Here is a 26,234-nt window from a genome sequence, read left to right as displayed (position 1 = left end):
AGAGAACGGGACGGGGACACACTCGATCACCGTGTCGGGGACGTGGTGGGGACACGGTGGGACACGGTCTTTTGCTAGACGCCATCGTTGTCCCCAGGGCTTCCTGTCACGTTCGCTCGAGCGACTCAGCCCGCGCGGCGACGGCTGGTGGGCCTACGTCGTGTGGACCGTCGTGGGCGAGGTCATGGTGGTGCAGCAGTGGCTGCCTGCTTGGCTACTGAGACCGGCCCGAGCTGCATCACCCTCTAGGCGAGGCCAGGGCGTCTTGCGTCGCACTCCGGGAACTATCAGTCCTCGAACAAGCGCCGAGAGTCACTGGCGTCGGACACGTACTCGATCCGCTCTGAGAGCTCGCGTCCGATCCTGTCAACTTCCACAATCCGTGCGACGCGGAAGTTGACCTGATCCCCAAGGGAGAGATGCTTCAGTAGAAGTTGTTCTGGCTCGAAATGGACCTCATGCGCCGGGGAGTTCTTCGCCACGGTCGTCTTCACCTTGGCCATGCCAGACATGCGCAGCTCGGTGATGCGCCCCGAGACGAACGTGTACTCGGTTCGCGTTGTGACCTCGCTCTGTCTAGCAAGGTACTCACGACCGCGACTAGTGAGACTCACCGCGCGCACTTCCCCGCCTGAGGCAGCCCACGTCATGTCCAGGTCGAGCTCGTGTTTACGCAGGACGTCCACGAACTTGCTCGCCGAGGTAAGGACGTCTGAGAAGGGCACTAGGTCACCCTCGTTCTCGACCTCTGCAAAGAGTTGCATGGTCCTGCGCACAGCGCCGTCAGCCACACTGGAGTCCACGGGAACGTCTGCAACGCGGTCCCGCTGCGTCACCAGAGGCCGTACATGAAGCACCGTGCTGCCCGAGGAGAGGCCCGTTAGTTCCAGGGGCACCTCGTCGTGGGCTGCTGCGGACACAGTGTCTTGAAGAGGACGGAAAAGCGCGTCGCCTATGTCGAAGGTCAGTCCCCCGCTGGCACTAGGTCCCACCAGCCGCAGCGTGAGTTCTTCAGTCAGCGTCGCGTCCGGGTCGAAGGACCGGAGGGCATCCAAGTAGTTCCTACGGCTCTCCGTCTCGAAGGCGTCAGGGGCCACAAGTCGATCCACAAGGAACCGCTCCAGATCCGACATCGCGTCCCTTCGGTGGCGCGCGAGGAGACGACGCTGGGCTTCGTTCACAACGTCACCTCCACGTAGCCTCGGACCGTCTTTACAGTGTCGACGGTAGGGCCACCCGGTGTCACTCCTGGAGTGCGGCATCTTTGCCACCAGTCGTCCCAAGCGCCACGCGCGCTGAGGTAGCGGTAGTCCGTTGGCGTGAGCTCGTTAGTCTTGAACGGAGACACGACAGGTCTGTATGGAACCTCAAGTGGACTCAACAGGTACTCGCGCCCGATGGACTCCCGCTGGAAGGCCCCTGTTATCCACCCCGAGCCAGGCTTCCCCTTGATGGCGTCCCGAGACTCTCCATCGAGCAGTACTGAGAGGTCGAGGTTGTTGGGGTCCAGTTTGCTGCTCACGAAGCTTCCGCCTAGCCACATCGCTTGGACGATGTCGCGGTCGCCGAGCACCGGTGCGTTCATCTCCTGGACTCTCAGGAAGGTCGCCCAGTACCGTTCGAGGCCGTCCCAGATCTTTGCCCGCGTTCTAGAACGTTGGAACTTGGGGTGGTGCACGAGCACGGCCTTGGCCTCGTCCAGCGAAACGCGGACCCGACCGGGCGGCGGAAACTGGGCGCCGTCATCCAACCAGCCCGCCCACGATGACGACATGATCCGCTCCCCCCGGATTGATCTTTGCACCAGTTCAACGGAGTTTGCCCGAACTGTCTCCGACCCGCTCGCCGAGGCTTCGGTTGAGACCAAACCGTGACTGCCGGCGTACTGAGGCGGCCGCCCCCGCTGCACGATGGAGGTCAGGCGAACGCACTCGTTGCGTTGGTCGCCGCCGGTGGCGTGTTGACGACATGCCACCAGGCGACACCAAGGGAAGCCAGTTGACCAGGGTCGATCCGCCACACAGGTTCGAACATGCGAGAGGCCGACCAGAAGTCCTGACCGGCCCCGCGACTGCTATCAGGCCTTTGCCGTTTCGTCGCGCCACTCCAGCGCCATCTTGACGACCTCAGCCGGCACGACGAACCCCTTCGCGCGCTGGAACCCCGACACGTTCGGATCGTAGTCGGGGGCGAGAAGGTCATCGGCGTCCTCGGGAAGCAGCCCGGCCTCCACCGCTTCGGCAGTCAGTCGGTTGACCGGGCGGGTGAAGCCCTTGAGCGAGCGGTTCGCCGGGTAGTTTCCCAGCTCGTATACGCGCTCCCGCGAGACGTATCCAGTGCCGTTCTTGATCGCGTCGAAGATGACGGCTACCTGGACGAAGTGCCGGCTGAGCAGCTTCCCGATCACATCCAGGTACGCCTCCTGGGTCCATCCCGACGGCTCGATCGCCTCTGTCGAAGTCGACACGTTACCGTTCGTCACGATGGACGACTGGCCGGTCACACGAGCCTCGAGCTGGTCGATGACCTGGAGCAACTCGATCCGCACCGGCGTAGGCCAGCTCGACACGTCGATGGTGATGTTGACCCCGTTCATGGGATCCTCCTGAGTGCTGGCCCCGGGGCGGTGATTCTCTGTGCAGGAGACGTCCCGGGACTGGTTTTCTCTGACAACAGAACTCTATAGACGACAACAGGTATACACAAGACTCTAAAGGTATCTAGTTGCTCTGGATAGTGCGGCTTCGTGCGGGAGCTCCAGCCGTGGCTGGGCTCAAGTGCCGGCGTGGGGAGGGGTCAGGTTCGTGCCACGAGAACGGAAGAGGGCGGCCATGGCCCCTCCCGCCGACTGATGAGAGGGGCCAGGTAGGGAACGGAAGAACTGCTAGTCGTGCTGCATCGCCGCGTCCCAGGTCACCGGATGGCCCCACCTGAGATCGTGGCCACCGTTGCGCGTGCTTACGGCAGCCGGGAGGGCTGCGAGCAAGGCCTCAGGGCGTCGTAAAGAGTTTGACGGGCGACGCCGAGGTCACGCGCGATCCGAGCCTTAGGAACCCCGGCCTCCACCTTCGCTCGGGCGGCCTCCACCTGTTCGGGGCTGAGTCGGCGGGCCCGGCCTCGGTAGACCCCTCGGGCCTTGGCAGCTTCGATCCCCTCGCGCTGTCGATCTTTGATGAGTGCTCGTTCGAGCTGGGCGAAGGCTGCCATGACCTGGAGTTGGAAGATGGCTAGTGGGTCCGCCCGGACTGCCGGCTGGAAGGTGAGTCCTTCCTTTAGGAAGCAGACCGCGACACCGTCGCGCGTGAGGTTGGTGACGAGCTGGTCGAGATCGATGACGCTGCGGGCAAGTCGGTCCATGGACGCGACGATGATCGTGTCCTCGTCTCTGGCGTGACCGAGCATGGACCTCAGGGCCGGGCGGTCTGTGCTGGCGCCGGAGGCGCGATCGGTGAACCATCGGTCGGGCTCGCCGGGCAGAGCATCGCGGATGGCCGTGAACTGCCGGTCGGGGCTCTGGTCGTTGGTGGAGACTCGCACGTAAGCGAGAACCTGTCCGGGCATGTCTTGACCTCCCTTCGGATGTGTCGATCGTCATCGGAACAGACCCCAACCGGACAGACTGGGGCGCGCTGATGTGGTGTCCGGCTGAGGTGTACTTGGTTGGGCATGGGACGCGAGCACTCAGGAACGCATTGCCGGCGCGATATTGCCCATTTGCGCGCATCACGCTGTCGCGGGGCAGCGTCGGGTGTGACGCCGCCCGGCAGGAGGCCCACGCCGATCTCGTGTCCCCCTTCCGGCACCATGTCTTGGCAGGCGGGTCTGCGGGGCCCATTCCGGGGACATGGAAGTTGGTCCTGCCGGAAGTCTCCAGCTCCTAGAAGTTCTTCGAGAGAGCTATGTTCCAGCTCTGAGACTCCATCTCGCTCTTGCTGTAGTTGAGGGTCTCGTTGCCAGCAGGGCCGTTGATCTCCAGGGTGTATGCCGCTGAGTCGACGACCTCGGAAAGGAAGACGATCCACGTGCAGGAGTTGGCGCCTCCCGTCCCGTCGCCTGCCATTGTTCCTGTTCCTGCGATTTCACCGTTGGCCAGGCGCAGGGTGACGTTCGTGCCGACGATGTACTTCGCCGAGTAGCTGGTGCTGGTGCAGTCCGAGTCTCCGGAGGGCAGATCGCTGATGGCCACCATGAGGGCATGGGTATCCGGGCGGGTGCCTTGGTAGATCGCGTAGGCAGCGGCCAGGATGGCGATCAGGACAACGCCGAGAAGGATCCGCGGCGACCGCCGAGGTTTCGGTCCGGGATGGGTCGGGGGGTGGACCCACGGCGCCTCAGGTGCTGCCGCTGCCTGTGGCAGGTGCCGGCCGCAATTTGAGCAAAACTTGGACGACGGTTCGTTGGCCGCGCCGCAGAGTTGGCAGGTCATTGGGGTTTCCCTTCAAGGTCGTTGGGTGGGCGAGTGGGAGTGGCGCGGCTGCTACTCATAGGTCTGTAGACCGAAAAGTAGCGGGCGGGAAGCCTTCCTGTTCGTGGAAGGCGATCTTCAGCGGGCTGTGGGTGTGAACCTGCGGCGCTACCGGCTGGAGAGAGGCCTGTCACAGGAGGCCTTCGCCGAGTTCGTCGGGGTACACCGCACGTACATGGGTGATCTGGAGCGGGGTGAGCGGAACCTGACCCTGCGCAGTGTCGAGCGGATCGCTGACCGACTCGGCGTGGATCCCTTGGGCCTGTTCCTGATTGACCGGTAGGCGGACGGGCGTCATGAGCTGGATCCAGACGGCCGTTGTCCGGCGCTGGCCGTAGTCTCGATGTCAGGCAGAGTCGACAGGGGATGAGATGGCGGACGTGACCAGCGTCGTGGACGTCGTCGTGACCACGGTGGCCCAGCGATCCGTTGGCGCGGGGTTCGGCGGCTTGGTCCACTTGCTCGGGCGCCGACGGAAGCCGTCGGATGGGGGCACGGACGCCGAGAGGGCCCAGGCCGCGGCCAGGTTCCTGCATGCCGTCATCGACTACAGGACGACGCTGACTGTCCTGGCCGGCGTCCGCGCCACCCTCAGCGGCGTGTTCATCACGGTCCCGCTGCTCGTGCGTCAGATCAATCGGATCCCGCACCTGACCACGGAGGTCACGGATGCGTACGCGGCCTTCTACACCGTCGGTTCGGCGTCCGTGCTGGCGGAAGCGGACTCGGTGCTTGTCTCACTGGACCGAGCCAGCGAAGTCTTCCACGCATCCTCGCGGCGCGAACGCGGCCGACGAGTCAACGAGGCGTTGGCGGATCTGGATGCCGCTATAGAGAAGCTCGTGGCGGTCGTGCGCGTCGACCGTCGGTTCAAGCCGATCGAGGGCGCGGCCCCAGAGCATCGAGCACCCGGCGTATGAGTCGTTCGGTTCTGCAGCCGAGCCGTGGTAGTGGCTACAAGGGCTCGTCGCCGAAGTCCGGGGCGTACGGGTAGCCCGCGCTGTAGCCGCCCCAACTCGTCGAGGCATTGAGCGGGGCTTGGGGGGAGCGGGACAGCACGTCGACGACGCCTTCGACGGCCTTGACGCAGACGATGACGACGTCGGCGAGGTCGCGGACGGCCCGGAGGCCCGCTGTACCGGCGTCGGGTGAGTGTTCTCGGAGCTTGCTGTAGGCGACGACCACCAGGGCAGCGGCTGCCGCGACGGACAGGACGATCAGCATGGGTTCTCCTTTGGCATGGGCAGGAGGCCCGCCACGCGACGGGCCTCCTGTGCGTGGGGTCAGTGCCGGGCGCGGGTGCGCTTGGCGTGGGCCTGAGCCTGCTGTTGGGCGCGGCGCTCGGCCCGGTTGCGCGGTGTGAGCAGCTCGTCCCACGCGTCCGCCTCGGTGGGGACCGCCTCCGCCGCTGTGGTGCTGGCCGCGCGCGGCGTGCCGCTGGAGGTCGCGGCCGCGTTCGGAGCCGAGCCGGAGGGGTTCTCTGGCACCGATCGCAGGTGCCGGCCGACGTGGGCGGTCAAGCCCGGTGCGATGACGAACGGCAGGACCAGGACCTCGAGCAGGCCCCGCAGCCACGGCGCCGCGACGAAGACCGCGGCGAGCCGGTGCACGACCAGGGACTGGCTGACCGGACGGACCAGCCGAGCCACCGACCTCACTGTTCGGGCGAGGGCCTGGCTGATCGGGTGGGTCGCCACGCGGGTGACGAACCCGCCGACGGCAGAGCCGGCCTCACCGAGGCTGTTGGCGATGCGGACGCCGGTCGGCCCGAACCTGGCGAGCGTGCCCCTGGTCCACTGCCAGAGGGCGCTGGCGCCCGCGGTCAGCTTGGCCCCGATCCAGCAGACGGCTCGGGTCGCGGCGCGCCAGACCGCCGGGACGCTCAGCACGGCGGCAGTCACCGTCCCTGGCCCGGCCGTCCGGATGAGGCTCCCGAGGCCGCGCAGGCGGGCGCTGAGGCGGGCGAGGGTCGGGTTGTTGGCGAAGGCGGACAAGACGGTGCGGGCGTGCCGGAGCACCCAGCCCGCGGCTGCGCGGGGGAGGGCGAGGGCGGTGTCGAGGGCTCGGCGTGCGCCGCGTCGCAGGCGGAGCAGGATCCCGAGGCGTTCCTTGGTGGTCGGGTCGGGGACGGCGTAGAGACGCCCGTCCATGGTGGCGGTGCTCATGATCTTCTCCTTCTGTGGGATGAGTCGCCCGGCACCGCTTGGCGCGCCGGGCATAACGAAGGCCCGCCACATCGGTGTGGTCGGGCCTGGTTCTTCGGTGCTGTTCTGTTGTGGGTGACGGCTCGCGTCCTAGCGGTCGGTGGGGGAGATGCCCTGGTCGACCATGAGCGTGAGCAGCTGCGCGAGCCGGTAGTCGGGATCGCAGCGCAGGGTCCGGTCGAGCGCGACCCGAGTCAAGGCGCCGTTGCCGTGCCACCAGGCATGGGCCGCCAGCACGGTCAGGGCCGGTGCGGCGTGACTGTCGGGCAGCAGAGTGCATAGCCGGACCAGCCGGGAACGCAGACGCAGGTCAACGCTCGGGTCGCCGCTCGTGTGGGGTGCCGGCCCGAGGAGCTTCAGGACTGCCTGGACGTCGTCGGGCAGGTCGGCCGGCTTGAGGGTGCCTGGGGTGAGCCAGGCGATGATCCCGTCGCGCAGGCCCACGTCCTGCAGGGTGCGGGTCGCCCAGGAGGCGTCCTGTGCCATGAGCTCGGGTGGGTCCTCGTCCGGGTCGAGGACCCTGGCCCAGATGCCGGCGACGACCCGCGGCTGGAGGACCCGCCGGGGTCGGGGCCGGTCGAGCAGCCGTCCGACGAGCCGGGCCTTCTCCGTCGGTTCGAGCTGGGCGGCAAGCGCGGCGCGGTCCGGCAGCGGCGCGACGCCCTGCCCGACGAACTCGGACGCGACCGCGGTGGCCGACTCGTCCTGCTCGAGCAGCGTGCCCTCCGGGGGGCAGCAGCCCGGGTCGGCGCACTCGAGGGATCGCCACCGGCCACCCGTGACGAGCAGTCGGTCTCTGATCCCGATGCCCTCTTCGGCCAGCACGGCGGCGAAACCGTCGAGAACGGTCGCCGCGTGTCCCGCGCTGTCGCCGTACCCGATCGCGATGACCTGGTCGGGTTCCTCCCGGAGCAGTGCAGGCATGAGCGCATCAACGGCGCGCTCGGGATGGTCGGGGGCGGGGAGGTCGATACGGGCAGTGAGCCCGACGCGCCCGTCCTTCAGGGCGATCGCGACGATGGAGTCGGTCGGCTGGAAGCCAAGGATGTAGGGGACTGCGGCGAGTAGTTCCGCTGGGGAGCGCAGATGCATGGTCGTAGTGCTCACGAGGGCGTCCTTCCGGTCTGGCCCGGAACTGCGTCAGGGCATGAGAAAAGGCCCGACACGGGAGCGTCGAGCCTTTGGTGCCGAGGGGGTTTGTCCAGCCCTCGTGCGGGCGTGGTGATCCCAGTTCCTCGTAGCACCTAGTATAGCGTATTTCTTTCTGTAAGAAGAACTTTGGCTTGGTTGATCACTCCGGCGAACCTGAACAGTGCCTCCCGGCGCTTCCGCGACGCGACGCGAGGTGTTGTCAGTCGACCTCGGGTTCCCGGTCCACGACTAGGACCTGCCTCAGGGGCAGCCGGGCGCGCCACCGGCCCGGGAGGGATGAGTAGTTGTCCAAGGTCAGGGTGGTGATGTCGGCACCGCTGAAGAGCCGTAGGTTCTGCCGCTCGCGCTCGAGCTCCAGGGCGTCTCGGCTGTACGTACCGAGGGTGACGAACAGCCCCAGCTCGCTCGATGAGAGTGTGCCGATCAGTCGCTGAACATCGGGCCGGCTCTGGGTGCCGGTCGTGTGTTTGCACTGGACCTTGATGATGGGCGGCTCAAGACCCAGCGGGTCGCGGTGGGCGATGACGTCGATGCCGCCGTCGGACGCGTAGGGGGTGACTCGGGCTTGGTAGCCAAGGGTGCGGAGTAGATCTGCAGTGAAGTGTTCGAACTCCTCGTGGGAGAGGTCGGTGAGGAGGGTGCGCAGGATGAAGTCGCGCGAGTACTGCTCGATCCGGGTTGCGTTGGGCTCTTCCTCGGCCCACACGGTCGCCCGCTCGCTCTGGTTCGTGATGGGGGTCGGCGCCGGGTCGAACGGCTCATCCGACTCTGAGTCGAGGAAGCGTTCGAACGTCTCTACGCCCTTGCGCACCTGGAACAGGGTGAGAGCCGACCCGATCTCGTACAGCACGGTTTGGGGGAACAGGCCCCGCGAGACGCCAGTCCTGGTCCATCGCACCCGGCGCCGGTGGGGGTGCCGTTTGACGTGCTGGTGGTACTCGTAAGGTCCTTCGACGACGCCGAAGTTGATAGTCCCGTCCGGTCTGTAGGGGGCCACAACGATGTCACCGACCTGCATGGTGTAGGCGAAGCGCAGCAGGATGCCTGCCCACACCGGGATGGCTCCGGCCTTGGCGCTGGGGTAGGTCCGCTCCAGGCTCGCCTTCATACGCTCACGGTCGTCACCGATCGTGCGCAGGTCAGGCATCTCTTCCCAGCCGATGGAGATGAACCCCTGCTCCACCAGCTCGGAGCCGAAGGCATCGTTGTGGATGCCCCACATGTTGGTCATCCGTCACGCTCCACGTCGCTGATGCCTGTCCGTCGCGTGGCGGGGTGCCCGCGCGCCGACCCCAACCATGAGCCTCCTGTGGCGGGCAACTGGATCACCCCATCTCGCCAGTGTCGGACTTGGGCCCGGTGTACCCGATGGCGGCCAGATGCGCCTCGAGCACCTCGTACAGGGCCTCGCCGTCACGGCTGACCAAGTGCCGGCTCGAGCCGTCCGGGCGCCGCGCCCGGTAGTGGATCTTTCCGGTCTCGCCCGTGTGACGCCAGGCAACCTCGATGACAGGAGTCGACAGCTTCGGCATGTGCTGAGCGTGCCACACCGCTCGGACGTTGGGGCGTTCATCTTTGACCGGATGGCTCCACGCACGACTCACATCCGGACGGGACCTCGAGGGTGGTAGTCGCCCGCTAGCCAGGCGAGGAAGGTGGCGGTGCGCCCGACGTAGGTCTGGACGGTGTTGCGCCGTAGCCCAGCGGCTTTCAACTCTCGTTCGAAGCGTTCCAGTTCTCGCTCAAGGTCTGCCAAGGTCCACGTTTGACGATCCATCGGTTCCTCCGTGACTCGGTCGTCTCAGTCCATGGTGACGCGACACGGGCGTGCTGCGGATGTTCGACCGGGGTGGCTGTGACAATGGTTCTCATGAGCACCGCAGCAGCGCTCCCCCGGGTCGAGGGACGGCACCGCAACACGGCCCTCGCCGCTGCTCGTCGTGCCCGGGCAATCGAGCTACGCACCCAAGGCTGGACTTACCAAGCCATCGCCGACGAGCTCGGCTACGCCAGCAAGGGCACCGTGTATCGGCTCGTGGCCCAGGCACTGGCGCGGGAGATCAGCGATGCCGTCGAGGAGCTGCAGCAGCTCGAGGCCGCTCGCCTGGATGCGCTGCAGGCGGCCATCTGGGAACAGGCCATGTCCGGCGATGTGGACGCCGCTCAAGCGGCCCTGTGCATCGTCATGTCCCGATGCCGGCTACTCGGGCTCCTCGACCGGCCGAAGGGGCTCAACGAGCCCTGGCAGCCGAGGACCGTCGTCCTCACGGCCGACGACCGGGCGGCCTTGGGCCTATGACGGGTTGCCTGCCTATGGGTTGCCTCCAAGGGACGAGATCGACCGCACGACGGTCGCGCGTCTTCCCTTAATGGGGAGCGCCCCGGTCCGGCAGAGCGGGGCGCCCGTGTTGCACCGACCCCGGCTTGCTTCGGGACCTTGCGCACTCGAGCGTCAGATCCATCCGATCGGCGATCGCACGGCTCATCCCGCGCGCCATGTTGATGGTCCACTTCCCGTCCACCTTGTTACTCGGGAAGACCATCATCCCGCCGATGGTGTAGCCGACCGCCACGAAGCTCTCCACTTCGTTCGGTGGCACGCGAGCGATCCGTGCAGCGGTTGACTGCCAATGGTCGTACGTGGGGATCACGGAGTCGCTGCTCAGGAAGAACTCCCCGAGATCCGATCTGTGGTGCAGGTACTCCCATGGGGTGGTGGTGTCGAGGTCGAATCGGTGGCCGTTGGGCAGCGGCTTGCTCCATAAGGCTTGGTGGTAGCGGCGAAGAGTCGGGCTGCTCCGGTCGGGGTCGTCCGTCGTCGCATCCGAGCGGAAGTCGAAGGTGACGTCGATCGTCATGCCGACCCGCCCGTTACTCCGAGACTGAGGATGCCGAGAGGTCGCCGGCACCCTCGAGCTGAGCCTCCAGCGCGCTCGCCACTGCCTCGAACTCGACAAGGGCGGCGGTGAGGTCTTCGACGATTTCCCGGGCGATCACGTCGGGGGAAGGCAGGTTGTCGAGGTCCTCAAGCGAGTCGTCCCGCAGCCAGGTGATGTCGAGGTTGGCCTTGTCCCGAGCGATGATCTCGTCGTAGGTGAACGACTTCCACCGCTCCGACTCGCTCCGCTCGCTCGTGGGGGATCCGGGCCTGTAGGCGGCCACGAACTCGTCGAGGTCGGCTCGACGGAGTGGGTTCTGCTTAAGGGTGAAGTGCTTGTTCGTGCGCAGGTCGTAGACCCAGAGCTTCTCGGTCCACGGGTGGCCAGGCCGGGCGACCTTCTTGTCGAAGAAGAGCACGTTGGCCTTGACGCCTTGGGCGTAGAAGATGCCGGTCGGCAGCCGGAGCATGGTGTGCAGGTCGAAGTCGGTCAGCAGCTTGCGGCGGATCGTCTCGCCGGCGCCGCCCTCGAAGAGGACGTTGTCGGGCAGGACGACGGCGGCGCGGCCGTTGGTGTCGAGGATGGTCATGATGTGCTGGACGAAGTTGAGCTGCTTGTTGCTCGTCGTGGCGACGAAGTCCTGCCGCTCGATCTCCCTGTCCTCGCGGACCTCCCGGCCGTCGGCTCCCACCATCGTCAGGGACGACTTGCGCCCGAAGGGCGGGTTCGACAGGACGATGGACCACCTCTGACCGGGGTCGGCGATGAGGGAGTCTCGGACCTCGATGAGCGACTCGCCGTTCGCGGTGCCCATGCCGTGAAGGAGCAGGTTCATCGCAGCAAGGCGGGCAGTGTTGTCGACGAGCTCGTAGCCGCTAACCAGCCCGTCGCGCAGTTTCTCCCGCTCGGAGGGCGTCATGGACTCCGCCCCGTGGGAGGCGTGCTCATGGGCGACCAGGAGGAAGCCAGCCGTTCCGCAAGCCGGGTCGACGACGGTGTCCGCGACGGTGGGTTGGATGACGTCGACGATGGCTTGGATGAGTGGACGGGGCGTGAAGTACTGGCCGGCGCCGGAGCCCTTGTCCGAGGCACCCTTTGACAGCAGCTCCTCGTACGCGTCGCCCTTGATGTCGGTGCCTGACTGCGACCAGTTCTCCTTGTCGATCAGGTCGACGATGAGCCGCTTCAGTTTCGCCGGGTCCTGGATCCGGTTCTGAGCCTTTCGGAAGATCGTCCCGATGACGCCAGGCTCTCTTGCCAGCCCGACGAGGATCTTGGTGTAGGTCAGCTCGAGCTGGTCTCCTTGGGCGTCGAGCAGGCGCTGCCAGGAGTACTCGTCCGGCACGATCTGCTCGGGCCTGAGCCTCCGGGTGGCCCGCTCGTGGGCCATCTTCAGGAAGAGCAGGTAGGTCAGCTGCTCGGTGTACTCGATGACCCCGACGCCGTCATCGCGCAGTACGTCGCAATAGGACCACAGCTTGTCAACCAGACGGCGGGCATCATTCATGTCGTTCATCTCCGTGCGCCTCGCGGCTGCACTTGCTCAGAGTGTCTTGATGGATTCTCGTCGAGACGGAGTTGGCTGACCGTACCGTAGGTTTGAAGGTCCAAGCCCGCGCTACTGACCTCAGACATTCGCAGACTCCAAAAGCAGTTCAGGCTGCATGCTCCCACCAGTCAACCTGCCCTCGAAGGCCGCCGTCAGCACCGCTTGCCTGAGCGACATAGTCCGTCGACGGGCGAGCTCGAGCGAGTTCTCGAGTTGGGTGCATGCCTCGAGGAGTGGCTCGACTTCGGCTAATGCAGACTGCTGCTCCTCAAGGCTCGGTAGCTGTAGTTGAATTTGAAGGTACTCGCTCGCCTTAATGTTGCGGATGTTGGTCGATGCAGTCTGCATCGGCGCAGTACCACCGGATTGGTGAAAAGCGTTGAGTACTAGATGCAGGAAGCGCGGCAGGACGCGATCTGGATTGGGGCGCATCAAGTGCATGAAGTTCGCACAGACCGACGGTTCATCTACGTGGCGCACCAACGCAACACGACCTACCGGGGTCTTCGGTCCCCCGCCAGACTTTTCCAAGAGGAGATCACCGGGGTGGAGCGCTCGGCCTTCGTACTGATTTCGTGTCAGGGACCGGGTCGCGGCGGTCGAGATCTCCAGTTCTCCATGACGCTTCAGTTCAGTGACCCGGATAACGCGAACGTCCATCTCATCCGCACCGCTCTCGCGGCCCCAGAGGCCACCGACGGAATGGGTCAGCAGATCGACGAGCGAAACGTACTTTGCTTCAGGCGTTGAGGTCGCGCGATTGATCCCACTGATGCGGAGCCCCTCTATGCGCTTCTGTTGATGCCGAAGTTCGACACTCGCAGCGTCCAAGCGGGAGAGGTGGTCTTCGATGAGTTCGACGATCATTCGCTGTTCCCGAATAGCATCGGGAAGAACAATCGGCCAAGACTTAAGGATCGTTTGACTAATGTTTCTCTGGGTCGCACCTTTGCCCATCGCGTCCAACTGGCGCCGCTGACTCATGAGGTAGTAAAAGAGGAACTTTGGATCGAGCTCGTGCCCGGGGATTGCAAAGGCAATCGCCTGATTTGTGGTTAGAGGGATACCCGCGATGCCCAGCTTGCCGATGGATCCGTACATGGCCACCAAGACAGCCCCCTCGGGGACCCGCTTGGCGGAGGAGCAGTCGAGCCCGAGTTGCGTGATGCTCTTAGCCGTCTTGGTCACGAGACCGTCGCTCAAGTCACCAATAACGGCCCAAGGAATGTCGCCTCCGTAGAACTGCTTGTTGCCAGCGGCTGGGGTTCCGCCGCTGCCCCAGCTAGCCACCTCAGACAGGGTCTTGCGCCGCCAACCCTTGGGCACACTGCTCACGCCGTCAGCTCCGCGTTCAGTTGGTCGAGGAGTTCGCCGGCGCGTTCGCCGAGGTCGCGAAGTGCGCCGTCGACGCCGCCCTTTTCCAAGAACGGGGCCTGGTCGAGGTTGTCGGCGGTGATGCCGGCGGAGGATGCGATCACTTCGACCATGCGGTCGAGCCACCACCTTTCGTGTGGGCTGAAGGTTGTCCCGGCTTGTTCCTGTTGGGCGAGCCACCCGGCATACCGTTCGCGGACGCGGTCGGCGTAGGGGACGAGTTCTGGTTCGGTTCCGACGGTATAGCGCAGCAGTGACACGAGGTCGGTCAGGGTGTGGTGATCGTTGCGGCGGACCCGGTCGACGTCGATGGCGGCGTACGCGTCCCAGATGAGATCGGGCGTCCAGTTGTACGGTGGCCGGGAGATGCGATCGGCGAGTTCCTGGATGTCCGCGAAAGCGATGCGGCGCTCCTTCGCCTCGCTGGCGAGCTGGATCGCGGTGATCTCGTCGCGGTGCTTGGTCAGGTAGGCGGCCCAGGACTTGACGATGGACCTGGCGCGGGTGGTGTCGACGACGCCGTGTGCGTCGATGAGCGTGTCTTGGTTGATCTCATCGATGACCCGGTCGTGGGTGGCACGGAGCTCCAAGAGGCGGGACCTCAGTTGAGGGTTGGCCGCCAAAGGCCTGATCGCCTCATCGAGCAGGTCCTGAAGGGCAGCGGCGGGGTCGGTGGCACCTTGGGTGACCTGTGCCTGGACGTCGGGATCGACGGCATCAACGAGGCGCCGGACGATGTCTCGCACCGGTGAGCCGGCGACGTCGTCAAGCTCGGCCCGCTCCTCCGGGGTGAGCTCGAGCTCGAGCTTGGCCAGGCGGGAGGCGAGCGTGGCGGTCTCGTCCTCGGTCAGGGACAGCGCGGCGGCCTTGTCGAGCAGCTTCTTGAGGGGGACGGCCTTGTCCCGGTTGAGAGGCGGCTCGACAAAGTCGTGTTCCGTGACGCCGACGGCGTCCACGATGACGAACCGGGTCTTGGCGGTGGCGTCCGGGGTGACCGACTGGAAATCGGCGGGAGGGATGGTGCGGGCGCCGCGGCCCTTCATCTGTTCGAAGTACTGCGCAGAGCGCACGTCACGCATGAAGAAGACGCACTCGAGGGGCTTGACGTCGGTGCCGGTGGCGATCATGTCCACGGTGACCGCGATGCGCAGCGACGGGGAGGTTCGGAAGGCCTGCAGTTGGCCCTTCGGGTCCTTTGCGGCGTACGTGATCTTGGCGGCGAAGTCGTTGCCCTTGCCGAACACCTCACGGACGGTGGTGACGACCTCCTCAGCGTGTGCGTCGTCCTTGGCGAAAATCAGCGTCTTGGGGACGGTCGAGCGGCCGGGGAAGATCTCGGTGAAGAGCCGATCCCGGAAGGTCTCCAGGACGAGACGGATCTGGGACTTGGCGGTCACGGCGCGGTCGAGCTGCTTGTGGGTGTACTCGTAGTCCTCCTCGAGCTGCTCGAGGCGCTCCTTGCGGGTGCGGCGATCGACCTTGGGGACGTAGAGGCCGGCGTCGATCTTTCCGCCCTTCTCGGAGATCTCGGTGCGGATCCGGTAGATGTCGAAGTCGACGTTGACCCGGTCGGCGACGGACTGGGGATAGGTGTACTCGGAGACAAGGTTCTGGCGAAAGAACGCGAAGGTCTGCTTACCCGGGGTGGCTGTCAGGCCGATGACGTGGGCGTCGAAGTACTCCAGGACGCCCCGCCAGACCCCGTAGATGGAGCGGTGCGCCTCGTCGACGATGACCAGGTCGAAGGTCTCTGGTGGCATCGCCGCGTTATACGCGACGTTGACGGGCGCGTCCGGGACGTAGTCGTCGAGCCCGGGGTCGTCGCCGGTGGTGACTTCCTCGTTCTTCAGTGCCATGAAGACTCGCTGAATCGTGGAGACGACGACGCTGGACGAGCTCAGCATCCCGGCCGAGGAGAGCTTGTCAACGCCGTAGAGCTCGGTGAACCGTCGACCGTCGCCGGGCGTGCGGTAGTTCTGGAACTCCGCGAGTGTCTGCTCGGCGAGGTTGTTGCGGTCGACCAGGAAGAGGATCCGCTGGAACCCGCCATACGTCAGGAGCCGGTAGGCGCTGGTGACGGCGGTGAAGGTCTTGCCGGCGCCGGTGGCCATCTGGACGAGGGAGCGGTCGAACTGCTGCTTCTTGAGGCTGTTCTCGATGCCGTTGATCGCGGTGACCTGGGCAGGTCGCAGGGGCGTCTCGTCGAGCTCTGGGAGGTCGCGCACCTTGGCGCGCCACGTCGGACGGCCCGGGTCGGCTTCAGCGTCGCGGAGGATCTTGGCCAAGGTCTCGGGCTTGGGGAAGTTGAAGACGCGGCGCGCGCGGGCGTCCGGGTCGTACCCGTTGGTGAAGTGGGTCTCCGTGCCACTGGCCTCGAAGACGAAGGGTAGCCGCCCGTCCACCGTTCGCGCGCTGAGCCGGACGTCAGCCGGCAGCCCGGCCGCATACATCGCCGACTGCCACTCCACGCCGCTCAGGGTCGTGCCCTCGGGCTTGGCCTCGATGACACCGACGACCTTCTTGTCGACGTAGAGCAGGTAGTCCGCCCGGCCGTGGCCGGGCTTCATCACCACCTCACGGCACGCGATCCCGGTCCCGGCGAAGAGGTTCAGGTTCTTCTTGTCTTGGACGGACCAGCCTGCCTCGGTGAGTTGGCGGTCGATGATCACCCGCGCGCGCTGCTCTGCGGCGAGCCGGGCCTCGCTGTCGACGTCCCCCATGTCCGCCACCATAGCCAGACCGAAGTCCCTTCATGGGACATATCGCTCGGTCGCGGTGGGCTCTGCGCCGTGCCTGGAGAGGTCTGGGGCAGTGGCGCAGGCTCGCGGGGGGTCACGGCGATCGGGCTCGCGGTCGTTGGTTGTAGCTGGGGGCAGCGTTAGGGCTTGCTCAGCGTGACCTACGAGGGCTCGACGTATCCACCGAAGTCCTTCACACATCCATCGACGTCAACGACAAGGCGCTGCACGTGTAGGACGCCTTCGGTGGGAAGAGCGATCAACGTTCCTGTGACGGCATGGGCCCGCCCATCGTCGCTGGCTCGCCACCTGAGCCGGCCGAGTTCTCCTATCGCGTCCTGTGCGACCCAATGATCGTCGTGACGCCGGATCGCGAGGCGGTCACCAATGCGGACCTCGCCGACCCTCACTGATGGTGCGGGTCTGGCCGCGAGGCCGTGGACGGGTGGCGTTCCGGCCCGGTACAGATCCTCGGCACTGGTCTCAGCAATGCCGACGAGCCGGTCGCCATTGGCTCGGGTGGAGATAACCGGGTAGTCGTCGAAGTGGGCCACGGGATCAGGCCCTCGTGAGCTTCGTCAGTCGCTCAGGCGCAGGGCCCGCCACCGGCTCATCGACGCGATAGCCCATCTCGCGCAGCGTTGTGGCGGCCGCGCCCGGAGCATCACGGACCGACGCTGAGACCTGCCGTCTGCGCCATCGCGCTCGACCCGCTTCGATGACATAGGTGAAATCGCGAGTGACGTCGATGGAACACTCGACTCGGAGCATCTGTAGCACGTCCTCCAGGCACGGCCTCATCCGTGGCCCGCCCAGCGCGAAGTGAAACTCGGACAACTGGGGAGTAGCCCGCTTCTTCGTGCCCTCGACCGCTTTGGCTCTCACCGCCGGCTTGCCGTGACCTCCTCGGAACAGCGCGAACACAAACTCGTCCCGGTGAGCATGGACGTGGAGGTGCGCGCAGGGCACATCGTCCCCGACAGCGTCGTGGAACTCGTAGCGGAACAACGGCGTCGAGCCACTGCGTGGCACAACACCCATCGACGCCTTACTCACGGCAAGGAACGCTTCCTTGTGGTCCCATCGACACTGGAAGTCCACGATGAGTGACAGGGCGCGGGCGCTGTCGATGGTCAGGGGGATCTCCGCGCTGCCGACCGGATGGACCGCCACTCGCGTCACCGGACCGCTGGGCTCTGGCGCCTGCTCCGCGACGAACGCTGGGACGTGGCTACCAAGCGCCCCGTGAACCGTCGCCGTCAGTTCGTCTGCGAACTCTTGCGCCTTGTCGTGAAGGGATGTCACAAGCGCGTTCAGTCCCGTCCCAGGAGGAAGTCGATCTCATCGAGACGGCGCAGGAGTCGCGCCTCCTCGTGAGTGAGGAGGAAGTCCTCCGCGCGTGCGCGTAGGTCCTCCTCACCACGCGGCGTTTCCGCCAGCAGGCGTGCGCGCTCCGATTCCAGCTCTGGAACGGTGGGCGTGAGCAGCGTGGCCATCAGACATCCTTCCGTGGAGGCGGTGGTTTCACTCTGGCACATCTTGTCTCACCGCACTGACATTGCCCTTGACTCGCGAGGGCATCCATCGCAGAGGTCGCGGCCCTTCCAGCGCCTCGCTTGAAGGACACATATGCCGGCGAGCCGTGCTTGGTGGCCACAGGTTCAGCGTCTGCCAGGCGGAGCTGGGCGGTGGATTCGCCCGGGCGCCACCTGCCACCGGAGGCGGCCAGACCGCGCATGAGCAGGCGTGTGACTCGCGCGGGGTGCCGTCGAAGGGCGCAGCCTTCCGTCCCGAGCTCGGACAGTCCGCAGAAAGTCCGCAAGAAGTCCAGCCGAGCCCAACTCTCGCCAACGCCAGCCAACACATCTCCGCAGGTCAGGCCAACGGTGCCAACTCTTGTCGGTGGGGACCGCCACGCTGGGCCCAGTTCCCCTGGTACTTCTGACGGTCTCCGTCCCCCGTGCGTGATCGGCTGCCGAGCCACGCAGACGCGCCCATAGTGGCGAAAATGGGTTGACCTATGCACCCAATCGAACATATGTTCGATGACATGGGAAACGGATCGGCGCTTGACGATCTGCGGGCGCGGCTCGCGGAGGTCGAGTCGCGCCATCGGGCCGATGGCCAGGCGGCCGCCGCAGCGTTCTGGTCGTCGCTCGACTGCGCATCAGGTGAGGCTCGAGCCTCTGCGGTCGGGGCCGCGAGCCCGGCCGGACGGCCTGAACCGGCACCTGGCCAGGGTGCGGGGAGGGGGCGGCGTCCGAGGCTGCGTGAGGTGGTTCGGCCTCGGTCGAGTGGGTTGTGGCCGGGGGTCTGGCCTGATGAGCCGCTGCCGTTTCATCCGCGGGAGGTGGAGTCGGTCAGTCTCGAGGAGCTGGACCTGGAGGGGGCTGATGCGGACTGGTTCGAGGCGAACTTCACTGGCCGGGCGGCGTCGGACGGTCCGAGGTTCGGCGAGCCGGTCGAGGTGAAGATCGACGCGTTGCTCGGCAAGCCGCTGGTTCGGCATGCCTCGGACCTGCTCTCGCATGCGCTGGAGCATCTGGCCGCCGTGCGCGCCCAGCATGAGGTGATGCTGGTCAACGTGCTGGCCGAGCTGGTCGCGCGCGGCGAGGAGCCGCCGGGCGGGCTGCGGGTCACCGACTGGTTGCGGACCCTGGATCCGGGGTTGACCGCGGGGGCGGCCAAGGACCTGGTGACGGTGGCTCGCGCCGTGACGCAGCCCCGGTGGTCCGAGCTCGCGTCCAGGGTGACGATGCAGCATGTGACGGTCGCCAAGGCTGCGCGGATCATCGAGTTCCAGGAGCGCAACGAGCGGGTCGCCGACCCGGCGGAGATGACATCGGCGGTGCAGGACCTGGTGACCCGGGCGCCGGACCTGATCCACGAGGACTTCACCGCCCTGGTGCGTCAGCACACCGAGCAGGTCCGTCCACCGCGCGATGAGGAGCGTCTCGACGAGGGCCGTCGGGCCTCGCGGGGGCTGTGGTTCGGGGCGCCGTCGCGCAGCGGGATGGTCCCGATGCGTGCGGTGCTCGACCCCGAGGCCGCCGCGGTCATCAAGTCCGCGCTCGACCCGCTGGCCACGCCGTGTCCGAGCACGGACGGCTACGGGCGCACCGTGGCCGCGGACCCGCGCACCCCGGCCAAACGCCGCGCCGACGCGTTGCTGCAGGTCATCGAGCGCGGCGTGACCGCAGGCGAGCACCTGCCCACCACGGACAAGGCGAAGGTGGTCGTCACCATCGACCACGACGTGCTGGCCGGGACCGTCCGGGGCGCGGGCCTGGCCATGTCCGGCGACGTGCTGTCCAGCTCGACGGTGCGCCGGCTGGCCTGCGACGCCGCGATCATCCCGATGGTCCTGGGCACGAGGGGTGAGCCGTTGGACGTGGGCCGGGAACGGCGCCTGGTGACCAAGGGCCTGCGGTTGGCGCTGTGGCAACGCGACGGTGGATGCAGCTTCCCCGGGTGCACCATCGCGCCGCAATGGACCGACGCGCACCACGTGCAGCACTGGTCCGCGGGCGGGCGGACCAGCCTGCTCAACCTGGCCCTGCTGTGCCGCCGACACCACACTCACGTGCACCGCCACGACCTGAGCGCCACCGTGACCACCACCAGCGCCACCTGGCGGGAGTAGGCCACTGGATTCGGGACCGCCCCCTGGCTGAGCCCTTGCCTGTGGCCCGGTGCACGAACCTGGGCACAGTCTCCGGTCGGGCGCCGCGACCCACGATCCACGGCCCACGGCCCACGGCCCACGATCCACGACCCACGACCCACGACCCACGACCCACGACCCACGACCCACGACCCACGGTCCCGTCCGCGGGATGCCTCCGGAGGACTCCCACCGGCACGGGGCCTACGTTTGGGGGGCCACGCCGCCCCCGGTGTCGGGCCGGGCCAGCTCCTCGGCCGTACGGCCGCTCAACTCCTCGACCGACACCTTGCGGGTCGTCCCGTCGCGCAGCGTCACGGTGGCACCGGTGATCTCGGGAGCCGTGGCGGCGTTCTCCTTGGCCTCCGTCGTGGGAGCGTCGGGCCACCACGCCGCGAAGTGCCCATCCCTCACGGTGGCCGTGACCGGGCCCTTGGCCACGCTGTCGAGCACCACCCCGACGACGTCCGAGCCCACGTTGCCCGTGACGCCGCGGATGCTTCCGCCCGAGGTGCTGAAGACGGCACCGAGGTCGCCGTGCAACGAGTCAGCCGCGAGCGCGGGCAGTGGCTCGCTCGTGGGCGTCGCCGCCGAGCCACCTGTTGCGACGACCTTGCCGTCCATGACGTAGCAGGTCACGTGGGTCGGGGCAGGCTTCGAGTCGGTGGCGTAGACGAGGACCAGCGACCCGCGCAGCTCGGTGATGACCGGGCGCAGCGCTGTCCGGACCGGGCGCTCGTCGGTTTGGAGATCGAGCCCGGCCCAGCGTTCCTGCGAGTCGCGGATGCTGGCGTCACAGGCTTTCTGCGCCTCCTGTGCCTGCTCCGCCGTCAGGGACTGCGGCCGGGCCGACCAGGCCAGGGCCGTACTGGCCCCGAAGAAGTTCGGCGCCACGACGGACCCGGCGGCCAGGGCAGCGGCCACGGCGCCGACCGCCGCGGCGCGCCGCGCCACGGACGGCCGGCCAGACCCCCGACTGTCCCGCTGCCCGCTGGTTCCACGGGCCGAACTGCCCCAGGCAGCCGGTTCAGCTGCCTCCTCCGGGGTCGCGACCAGGCGCGCGAACAGTGCGCGAGCCCGCTCGCCGTTCTCGGGGCCGGCAGGCGGGGACTGCGCTGCATCGAGATCGCGCAGGACAACGTCCATCGACTCGTTCGACTGGGTCTGGTTCATGAGGTGCTCCTGGGGGCTGCGGCTTCGGCCGCACGGACCGGCGTCCGGTCGGGAAGGGACTGGGTGTGCGCGCGCAGCGCCTTGCGCGCCCGGCTGAGGCGCAACCGGTAGGCCACCGGCGAGATGCCGAGGACGCGCGCGGCTCGCGGCGCGTCGAGGCCGTCCCACACAGCGAGCGCGAGGGCTTCCTGGTGGACGGCCGACAGGCGCTGCCAGGCCTGGGCGACGTCCATCCGGCGCGCGAGGAACTCGACGTCGAGCTCGGCCGTCCGGTCTCCGAAGGAGTTCTCGGCGATGCGGACCGCGAGCGCCTGCTGCCGCTGCTGACCACGGAGCCCCGCCAGCAGCGTGCGCCGCGCCACACCGAAGAGCCAGGCGCGGGCATCATCGAGGTCGGGCGGCAGCTCGTCCAGCCGGCGCCACGCGACGAGGAAGACGTCAGCGACGATGTCCTCGGCGTGGCTGGGGTGCACGCGGCGCTCGACGAAGCGCAGCACCGGGGCGTACGCGTGGTCGAACAACCGGGCGAACCGCTCCTCGCGGCCGGGCGGTCCAGTCTCGTGAATGCTCATGCCCTCTCATGTCGTCCGAGGCCACGAGTGTGTCGCACGAACCGACCCGGCGAACAGGCAAGATGGCAGGGTGACCACCCATCACGACGGCCGCCAGCGGGACCACCCTGACGTGCCGGCGGGCGGGCACCCCGCGGACCACCGCCAGCCGGCCCGGACCACCGCGCTCAATGCGACCAGGACCGTGGGACGAGGGATCGGCCGGGTTGCCGTGGCGAGCGCGCGGGCGACGGCGGCGACGTCGCGCTACGCCACGGGGCGGTTCCACGCCTTCACCCACTCCGGCGGCGCCGGGGAGACCGGGCTCGCGCGCGTCACCGAACTGCACGCCAGCCACACGGCCGGCGACGCGGCGATGATGCTGGCCCTGGCCGGGACGCTCTTCTTCGACCCGCAGACGGCGGAGGTGCGCAGCCAGGTCGCGCTCTTCCTCGCCCTGACGATGGTTCCCTACACCCTCGTCGCGCCGCTCATCGGGCCGTTGCTCGACCGGTTCAACCACGGGCGCCGGTGGGCGATCGGCACGACGATGGCGACGCGTGCCTTCCTCTGCTGGGTCCTCGCGGAGGCCATCAACAACGACAGCAGCTGGCTCTACCCGTCCGCCCTGGGCGTCCTCGTCGCGTCGAAGGCCTACAACATCAGCCGCTCAGCCGCGGTCCCCCGGTTGCTGCCGCCCGGCATCTCCCTCGTCAAGGCGAACTCCAGGGTCTCGATCGCCGGGGTCATCGGGGCCGTCATCGGCGGAGGCCTGGCCGCCGCCGCCCTGACGTTCGGCCCCGAATGGGCCCTCCGCGTCGGCTTCGTCCTCTTCGTCATCGGCACGGTGCAGTCGATCCGTCTCCCCGAGCAGGTCGACAGCCCCGCCGGCGAGGTCTCCGTCGGCGACACCCAGCCCGTCGAGGACGGAGCGAGACCGCGCGAGCGAGCCCAGCGGCATACGACCGCTTCAGGGTCCACTCCCGAGGGCGCCGCGCTCGAGATCGACTCAGCGGGAGTGATGGGGCGCTTCCTCCGCAAGCTGCACGCCATCCCGTGGCCGGTCCGGCACGCCATGTGGACCACCGGTGGGACGCGGCTGCTCACCGGCTTCCTCATCATGTTCATGGCGTTCCTCGCCAAGGAGCACCCGATCAGCGGGATGCGCGGCGAGCTCGTCCTGGCGCTCACCGTCGGCGCGATCGGAGTCGGCAACGCGCTCGGCAGCCTCCTCGGCAACCAGCTCCGCGAGCACCGCCCGGAGCGCGTTGCGATGGTCTCGGTGCTCGTCGCGACGCTCGTCTGCATCGCCACCGCGGTCTGGTACGGCGTGTGGACCCTCGTCGCGCTCGGCCTCGTCCAGGGTCTGACGGCACAGCTGGCCAAGCTGTGCTTCGACGCCCTGGTCCAGCGCGAGGTCGCCGAGAACGTGCGCGCGTCGGTCTTCGCCTGGTCCGAGACGATGCTCCAGATGCTCTGGGTGCTCGGCGGCGGCCTCGGCATCCTGCTGCCCCTCAACCCCTACGTCGGGTTCCCGGTGTGCGCCGCCATGCTCGTGTGGACCGTCCTCATGGCGGCTCGCCAGCGCACGATCGGGTCAGGCGCGCCCCGCCCGGCCCGCCGTGCGGCGCGTCGGGACCGCTGACGGCGGGACCTTCGACTCTGTCGGCCCCGGGCCGGAGCGCGGGACAGTCCGCTCAACATCCGAGGGAGGGGAACCCCGATGAACAACCGACCCGAGCCGCCGAACGGCTTCCTCCGCAACTTCCTCGTCCTGCAGGGCGCCTTTGTCGTGTTCCTTCTCATCGCGAGCATCAACGAGCCCCCGTCGGCATACAACCCTGCCGCTCCGGCCACCCAGATGGCCTTGGTCACCGGTCTCTGGCTGCTCACCGACCTGACGGCGGTGGCCGTCCACGCCGTCCGGGTGCACACCCATCGCGCCGACCGCTGACCGAACGGCGCCGGCGCACCGGCAGAATGTGGCCATGACAGCGCCGCGTCCCCTGCCCGTCCCCGCAGGCCCGGACGCCCTGAGCATCCTGCCGGCGCTCGAGGCCGCGCTGACCGGCCGCTCCCCCGTCATCCCGTATGCCGCTGAGCTCGCTCCCCCGGTCATCCCCCCTCACGACCCTGCCGACCTCCCCGACGGGTTGGCCCTGGCCGTCGGCACCTCCGGCTCGACAGGGCGCCCCAAGCGCGCGCTCCTCACGGCCGACGCGGTGACCGCCTCGGCGACCGCGACTCACCACGTCCTCGGGGGCAGCGGCGGCTGGTTGCTCGCCCTGCCGGCGCACCACATCGCCGGACTCCAGGTGCTGACCCGGTCACTCGTCGCCGGGACGGTGCCGACGGTGATGGACCTGCGGGGCGGCTTCACCGCAGCGGCCTTCGCGCGGGCGGCCGGCTGCCTGGCCGCGCCGGCCGGTGGCTCGCGCCGCTACACCTCGCTGGTGCCGACCCAGCTCGGACGGCTGCTCGACGACCCGGCCGGACTCGAGGCTCTCCTGACCTTCGATGGTGTCCTCGTCGGCGGTGCGGCGACACCCCTGGCGCTCGAGGAGCGGGCCCGCGCCGCCGGTGTGCCCCTCAACCTGACCTACGGCATGAGCGAGACAGCCGGCGGCTGCGTCTATGACGGGGTCCCCCTGCCGGTGACGAGGATGCACATCGACAACGACCGACACGTCGTCCTCGGCGGCGACACCGTCGCGCACGGCTACCTCGGCGAGCCGGAGCTCACTGCGAACGCGTTCTCCACCGACGCCGACGGGATGAGGTGGTTCCGGACCGACGACCTCGGCCACATCGACGACGACGGCCGGCTGGTCGTCGACGGCCGCGCCGACGACGTCATCATCACGGGTGGCATCAAGGTGACCCCCGGTGTCGTCGAGGACGCCATCGCTCGACACGTCCACGAGGTCGGTGACGTCGTGGTCCTCGGCCTGCCCGACCCTGAGTGGGGTGAGGCGGTGTGCGCGGCACTGACCCTCCTCGACCCCACCACCCACCTCACAGCCACCGACCTGCGGTCCCGGCTCAGCGGCATACTCCCCGATGCTGCGCTGCCGAGGCGGGTCGTCATCCTGCCGACGATCCCGCTCCGCGGCCCCGGCAAACCGGACCGAGCGGCCATCCGTCTCGCGGCCGAGGAGCACGCGTGATGGTTTGGTGACCCTGCGGTGGCACTATGGAGGGGTTACAGGAGAAGGAGCCCCACCGTGCCTCGCGTCATTCTCGTCGCTCTCGTGGTCTTCGCGACGATCTACGCCCTCGTCGACTGCATCCAGACCGACGGGCGGCTGATGCGGATCATGCCCAAGCCCGTGTGGCTGCTGGTGTGCCTGATTCCCGTCCTCGGGCCCCTCATGTGGCTGGCTGCCGGCCGGTCCGACGCTCCGGGGTCGCGCGCGCTCGGACTCGGGCCCAGGGGCGGCGGGGCCCAGCGCCCGCAGAGGCGCCCGGCCCCCGGTCCCCTCGGCCCGGATGACGACCCGGACTTCCTGCGCCGCCTGCGCAAGCCCAAGCCCTGACCACCGCACCGCACGACCCACAAGGACCCATGGCCACGCTCGCCCAGTGGATCGAAGGTGCGCGCCCACGCACTCTTCCTGCCGCCATCGCCCCCATCCTCGTCGGCGCCGGTGCCGCCTACCAGCAAGGTGACATCGTCTGGGGCTACGTCGCGCTCGCCGCACTCGTCGCCCTGGCCCTGCAGATCGGGGTCAACTACGCCAACGACTACAGCGACGGAGTCCGCGGCACCGACGAGGTCCGCGTCGGCCCGATCCGTCTGGTGGGCCAGCGGCTCGCCGCGCCCCGGTCGGTCCGGACCGCGGCGTTCGCGGCCTTCGCGGTCGCCGCGGTTCTCGGGCTGGCCCTCGTCGTGCTCTCGGGGCTGTGGGTCATGCTGCCCGTCGGGGCGGTCGCCGTCCTCGCGGCGTGGTACTACACCGGTGGCTCCCGGCCCTACGGCTACCTCGGCCTGGGCGAGGTCTTCGTCTTCGTCTTCTTCGGCCTCGTCGCCACCTTGGGCACGATGGCGACGATGACCTCCTTGACCGCCGCCGGCTGGTGGGGTGCCATCGGCGTCGGCTCCGTGGCGTCTGCGATCCTCGTGGCCAACAACCTGCGCGACATCCCGACGGACTCGGTGACCGGCAAGCGGACGCTGGCGGTTCGGCTGGGTGACCGCGGCACGCGCACGCTCTATGTCTCCCTCATCGCGGTGGCCTTCCTGATGGCTGGCCTGGCGGCCCTGACCACGCCGTTCGCTCTGCTGGCGCTGCTCTCTGCGCCACTCGCCGTGCGTCCGGTCCGAGCCGTCGCCGGCGGAGCCATCGGCCGCGATCTGATTCCGGCCCTCGCTGGCACCGGGATCTTCGAGCTCGCCTGGGCGGCGCTGCTCGCCCTCGGTCTCGCGCTCGGCTACCACGCCTGACCGACGCGCCCGCGCCAACTCGAGTGGCCCCGTCCTCCACA

28 protein-coding genes are annotated in these 26,234 nt (G+C 67.8%); 10 read left to right on the top strand and 18 right to left on the bottom strand.

The features are described 5' to 3' along the window. Positions 1-287 precede the first annotated feature (287 nt). From OO014_RS04280 to OO014_RS04260, 5 genes are all read right to left on the bottom strand, one after another. Positions 288-1,181 carry a hypothetical protein gene (locus OO014_RS04280; RefSeq protein ID WP_272461038.1) on the bottom strand — a complete coding sequence of 298 codons (894 nt, stop codon included), beginning with the start codon at positions 1,179-1,181 and terminating at the stop codon, positions 288-290. Next, positions 1,178-1,774 (bottom strand): DUF6932 family protein, encoded by a 597-nt coding sequence (locus OO014_RS04275; RefSeq protein WP_272461037.1) that lies wholly within the window; start codon positions 1,772-1,774, stop codon positions 1,178-1,180. The genes OO014_RS04280 and OO014_RS04275 overlap by 4 nt, the downstream gene beginning before the upstream one ends. 303 nt (positions 1,775-2,077) lie before the next feature. Further along, complete coding sequence (locus tag OO014_RS04270; protein ID WP_272461036.1) at positions 2,078-2,596, bottom strand: hypothetical protein; 519 nt, start codon at positions 2,594-2,596, stop codon at positions 2,078-2,080. Positions 2,597-2,958: 362 nt separating this feature from the next. Next, a complete protein-coding gene (locus OO014_RS04265) occupies positions 2,959-3,561 on the bottom strand; it encodes a recombinase family protein (RefSeq protein ID WP_272461035.1) in 603 nt (200 codons plus the stop codon). A 316-nt stretch (positions 3,562-3,877) separates the two neighbouring features. Beyond that, complete coding sequence (locus OO014_RS04260) at positions 3,878-4,426, bottom strand: zinc ribbon domain-containing protein (RefSeq protein WP_272461034.1); 549 nt, start codon at positions 4,424-4,426, stop codon at positions 3,878-3,880. A gap of 103 nt (positions 4,427-4,529) precedes the next feature. On the opposite strand from OO014_RS04260, the gene OO014_RS04255 reads away from it, so the two are divergent. Both OO014_RS04255 and OO014_RS04250 read left to right on the top strand, forming a co-directional pair. Then, positions 4,530-4,748, top strand: a complete 219-nt coding sequence (locus OO014_RS04255) for a helix-turn-helix domain-containing protein (RefSeq protein WP_272461033.1) — start codon at positions 4,530-4,532, stop codon at positions 4,746-4,748. An 88-nt stretch (positions 4,749-4,836) separates the two neighbouring features. Continuing rightward, positions 4,837-5,385 carry a hypothetical protein gene (locus OO014_RS04250; RefSeq protein ID WP_272461032.1) on the top strand — a complete coding sequence of 183 codons (549 nt, stop codon included), beginning with the start codon at positions 4,837-4,839 and terminating at the stop codon, positions 5,383-5,385. Between the two features lie 34 nt (positions 5,386-5,419). On the opposite strand, the gene OO014_RS04245 is transcribed toward OO014_RS04250, so the two are convergent. The 5 genes from OO014_RS04245 to OO014_RS04225 all read right to left on the bottom strand — a co-directional run bounded on the left by OO014_RS04245 (position 5,420) and on the right by OO014_RS04225 (position 9,353). Continuing rightward, on the bottom strand, positions 5,420-5,689 hold the full coding sequence (locus tag OO014_RS04245; RefSeq protein WP_272461031.1) for a hypothetical protein: 270 nt from the start codon (positions 5,687-5,689) through the stop codon (positions 5,420-5,422). Between the two features lie 59 nt (positions 5,690-5,748). Continuing rightward, positions 5,749-6,630 carry a hypothetical protein gene (locus OO014_RS04240; RefSeq protein WP_272461030.1) on the bottom strand — a complete coding sequence of 294 codons (882 nt, stop codon included), beginning with the start codon at positions 6,628-6,630 and terminating at the stop codon, positions 5,749-5,751. 129 nt (positions 6,631-6,759) lie between these two features. Beyond that, positions 6,760-7,776 (bottom strand): DUF4192 domain-containing protein, encoded by a 1,017-nt coding sequence (locus OO014_RS04235; protein ID WP_272461029.1) that lies wholly within the window; start codon positions 7,774-7,776, stop codon positions 6,760-6,762. A gap of 244 nt (positions 7,777-8,020) precedes the next feature. Next, positions 8,021-9,052, bottom strand: a complete 1,032-nt coding sequence (locus OO014_RS04230) for a restriction endonuclease (RefSeq protein WP_272461028.1) — start codon at positions 9,050-9,052, stop codon at positions 8,021-8,023. Between the two features lie 94 nt (positions 9,053-9,146). After that, complete coding sequence (locus OO014_RS04225; RefSeq protein ID WP_272461027.1) at positions 9,147-9,353, bottom strand: hypothetical protein; 207 nt, start codon at positions 9,351-9,353, stop codon at positions 9,147-9,149. A 338-nt stretch (positions 9,354-9,691) separates the two neighbouring features. Here OO014_RS04225 and OO014_RS04220 point away from each other — a divergent pair, with 338 nt between their 5' ends. Further along, entirely contained in the window at positions 9,692-10,120 is a 429-nt protein-coding gene (locus OO014_RS04220) for a helix-turn-helix domain-containing protein (protein ID WP_272461026.1), read from the top strand. 67 nt (positions 10,121-10,187) lie between these two features. Here OO014_RS04220 and OO014_RS04215 read toward each other — a convergent pair whose 3' ends face one another. The 4 genes from OO014_RS04215 to OO014_RS04200 all read right to left on the bottom strand — a co-directional run bounded on the left by OO014_RS04215 (position 10,188) and on the right by OO014_RS04200 (position 16,343). Next, a complete protein-coding gene (locus tag OO014_RS04215) occupies positions 10,188-10,679 on the bottom strand; it encodes a DUF6994 family protein (RefSeq protein ID WP_272461025.1) in 492 nt (163 codons plus the stop codon). A gap of 13 nt (positions 10,680-10,692) precedes the next feature. Further along, complete coding sequence (locus OO014_RS04210) at positions 10,693-12,207, bottom strand: type I restriction-modification system subunit M (RefSeq protein WP_272461024.1); 1,515 nt, start codon at positions 12,205-12,207, stop codon at positions 10,693-10,695. Positions 12,208-12,327: 120 nt separating this feature from the next. Then, positions 12,328-13,584, bottom strand: coding sequence for a restriction endonuclease subunit S (locus OO014_RS04205; RefSeq protein ID WP_272461023.1), 1,257 nt, complete (start codon positions 13,582-13,584; stop codon positions 12,328-12,330). After that, a complete protein-coding gene (locus OO014_RS04200; protein WP_272461022.1) occupies positions 13,581-16,343 on the bottom strand; it encodes a DEAD/DEAH box helicase family protein in 2,763 nt (920 codons plus the stop codon). The genes OO014_RS04205 and OO014_RS04200 overlap by 4 nt, the downstream gene beginning before the upstream one ends. Before the next feature lie 296 nt (positions 16,344-16,639). Here OO014_RS04200 and OO014_RS04195 point away from each other — a divergent pair, with 296 nt between their 5' ends. Then, a complete protein-coding gene (locus OO014_RS04195; RefSeq protein ID WP_272461021.1) occupies positions 16,640-16,774 on the top strand; it encodes a hypothetical protein in 135 nt (44 codons plus the stop codon). 145 nt (positions 16,775-16,919) lie between these two features. On the opposite strand, the gene OO014_RS04190 is transcribed toward OO014_RS04195, so the two are convergent. Next, on the bottom strand, positions 16,920-17,666 hold the full coding sequence (locus tag OO014_RS04190; protein WP_272461020.1) for a hypothetical protein: 747 nt from the start codon (positions 17,664-17,666) through the stop codon (positions 16,920-16,922). Between the two features lie 8 nt (positions 17,667-17,674). Beyond that, a complete protein-coding gene (locus tag OO014_RS04185) occupies positions 17,675-17,857 on the bottom strand; it encodes a hypothetical protein (RefSeq protein WP_272461019.1) in 183 nt (60 codons plus the stop codon). A gap of 854 nt (positions 17,858-18,711) precedes the next feature. Here OO014_RS04185 and OO014_RS04180 point away from each other — a divergent pair. Then, entirely contained in the window at positions 18,712-20,004 is a 1,293-nt protein-coding gene (locus OO014_RS04180) for an HNH endonuclease signature motif containing protein (protein WP_272461018.1), read from the top strand. Positions 20,005-20,229: 225 nt separating this feature from the next. On the opposite strand, the gene OO014_RS04175 is transcribed toward OO014_RS04180, so the two are convergent. Together OO014_RS04175 and OO014_RS04170 are read right to left on the bottom strand one after the other, a co-directional pair. Continuing rightward, a complete protein-coding gene (locus tag OO014_RS04175) occupies positions 20,230-21,198 on the bottom strand; it encodes a hypothetical protein (RefSeq protein ID WP_272461017.1) in 969 nt (322 codons plus the stop codon). Further along, positions 21,195-21,770, bottom strand: a complete 576-nt coding sequence (locus OO014_RS04170; RefSeq protein ID WP_272461016.1) for an RNA polymerase sigma factor — start codon at positions 21,768-21,770, stop codon at positions 21,195-21,197. Before OO014_RS04170 ends, OO014_RS04175 begins: the two co-directional genes overlap by 4 nt. Positions 21,771-21,840: 70 nt before the next feature. Here OO014_RS04170 and OO014_RS04165 point away from each other — a divergent pair, with 70 nt between their 5' ends. The 5 genes from OO014_RS04165 (at position 21,841) to OO014_RS04145 (ending at position 26,193) form a co-directional block, all read left to right on the top strand. Next, positions 21,841-23,394 (top strand): MFS transporter, encoded by a 1,554-nt coding sequence (locus tag OO014_RS04165; RefSeq protein WP_272461015.1) that lies wholly within the window; start codon positions 21,841-21,843, stop codon positions 23,392-23,394. A 78-nt stretch (positions 23,395-23,472) separates the two neighbouring features. Next, on the top strand, positions 23,473-23,703 hold the full coding sequence (locus tag OO014_RS04160) for a hypothetical protein (protein WP_272461014.1): 231 nt from the start codon (positions 23,473-23,475) through the stop codon (positions 23,701-23,703). Between the two features lie 34 nt (positions 23,704-23,737). Then, complete coding sequence (gene menE, locus OO014_RS04155) at positions 23,738-24,916, top strand: o-succinylbenzoate--CoA ligase (protein ID WP_272461013.1); 1,179 nt, start codon at positions 23,738-23,740, stop codon at positions 24,914-24,916. A gap of 57 nt (positions 24,917-24,973) precedes the next feature. Beyond that, positions 24,974-25,285 (top strand): PLD nuclease N-terminal domain-containing protein, encoded by a 312-nt coding sequence (locus OO014_RS04150; protein WP_272461012.1) that lies wholly within the window; start codon positions 24,974-24,976, stop codon positions 25,283-25,285. Positions 25,286-25,314: 29 nt separating this feature from the next. After that, entirely contained in the window at positions 25,315-26,193 is an 879-nt protein-coding gene (locus tag OO014_RS04145) for a 1,4-dihydroxy-2-naphthoate polyprenyltransferase (protein WP_272461011.1), read from the top strand. The last annotated feature ends 41 nt before the right edge of the window (positions 26,194-26,234 follow it).

The organism is Intrasporangium calvum, from assembly GCF_028446585.1.
Lineage (GTDB): Bacteria > Actinomycetota > Actinomycetes > Actinomycetales > Dermatophilaceae > Intrasporangium > Intrasporangium calvum_A.
This window is presented reverse-complemented; position numbering and strand designations above follow the sequence as displayed.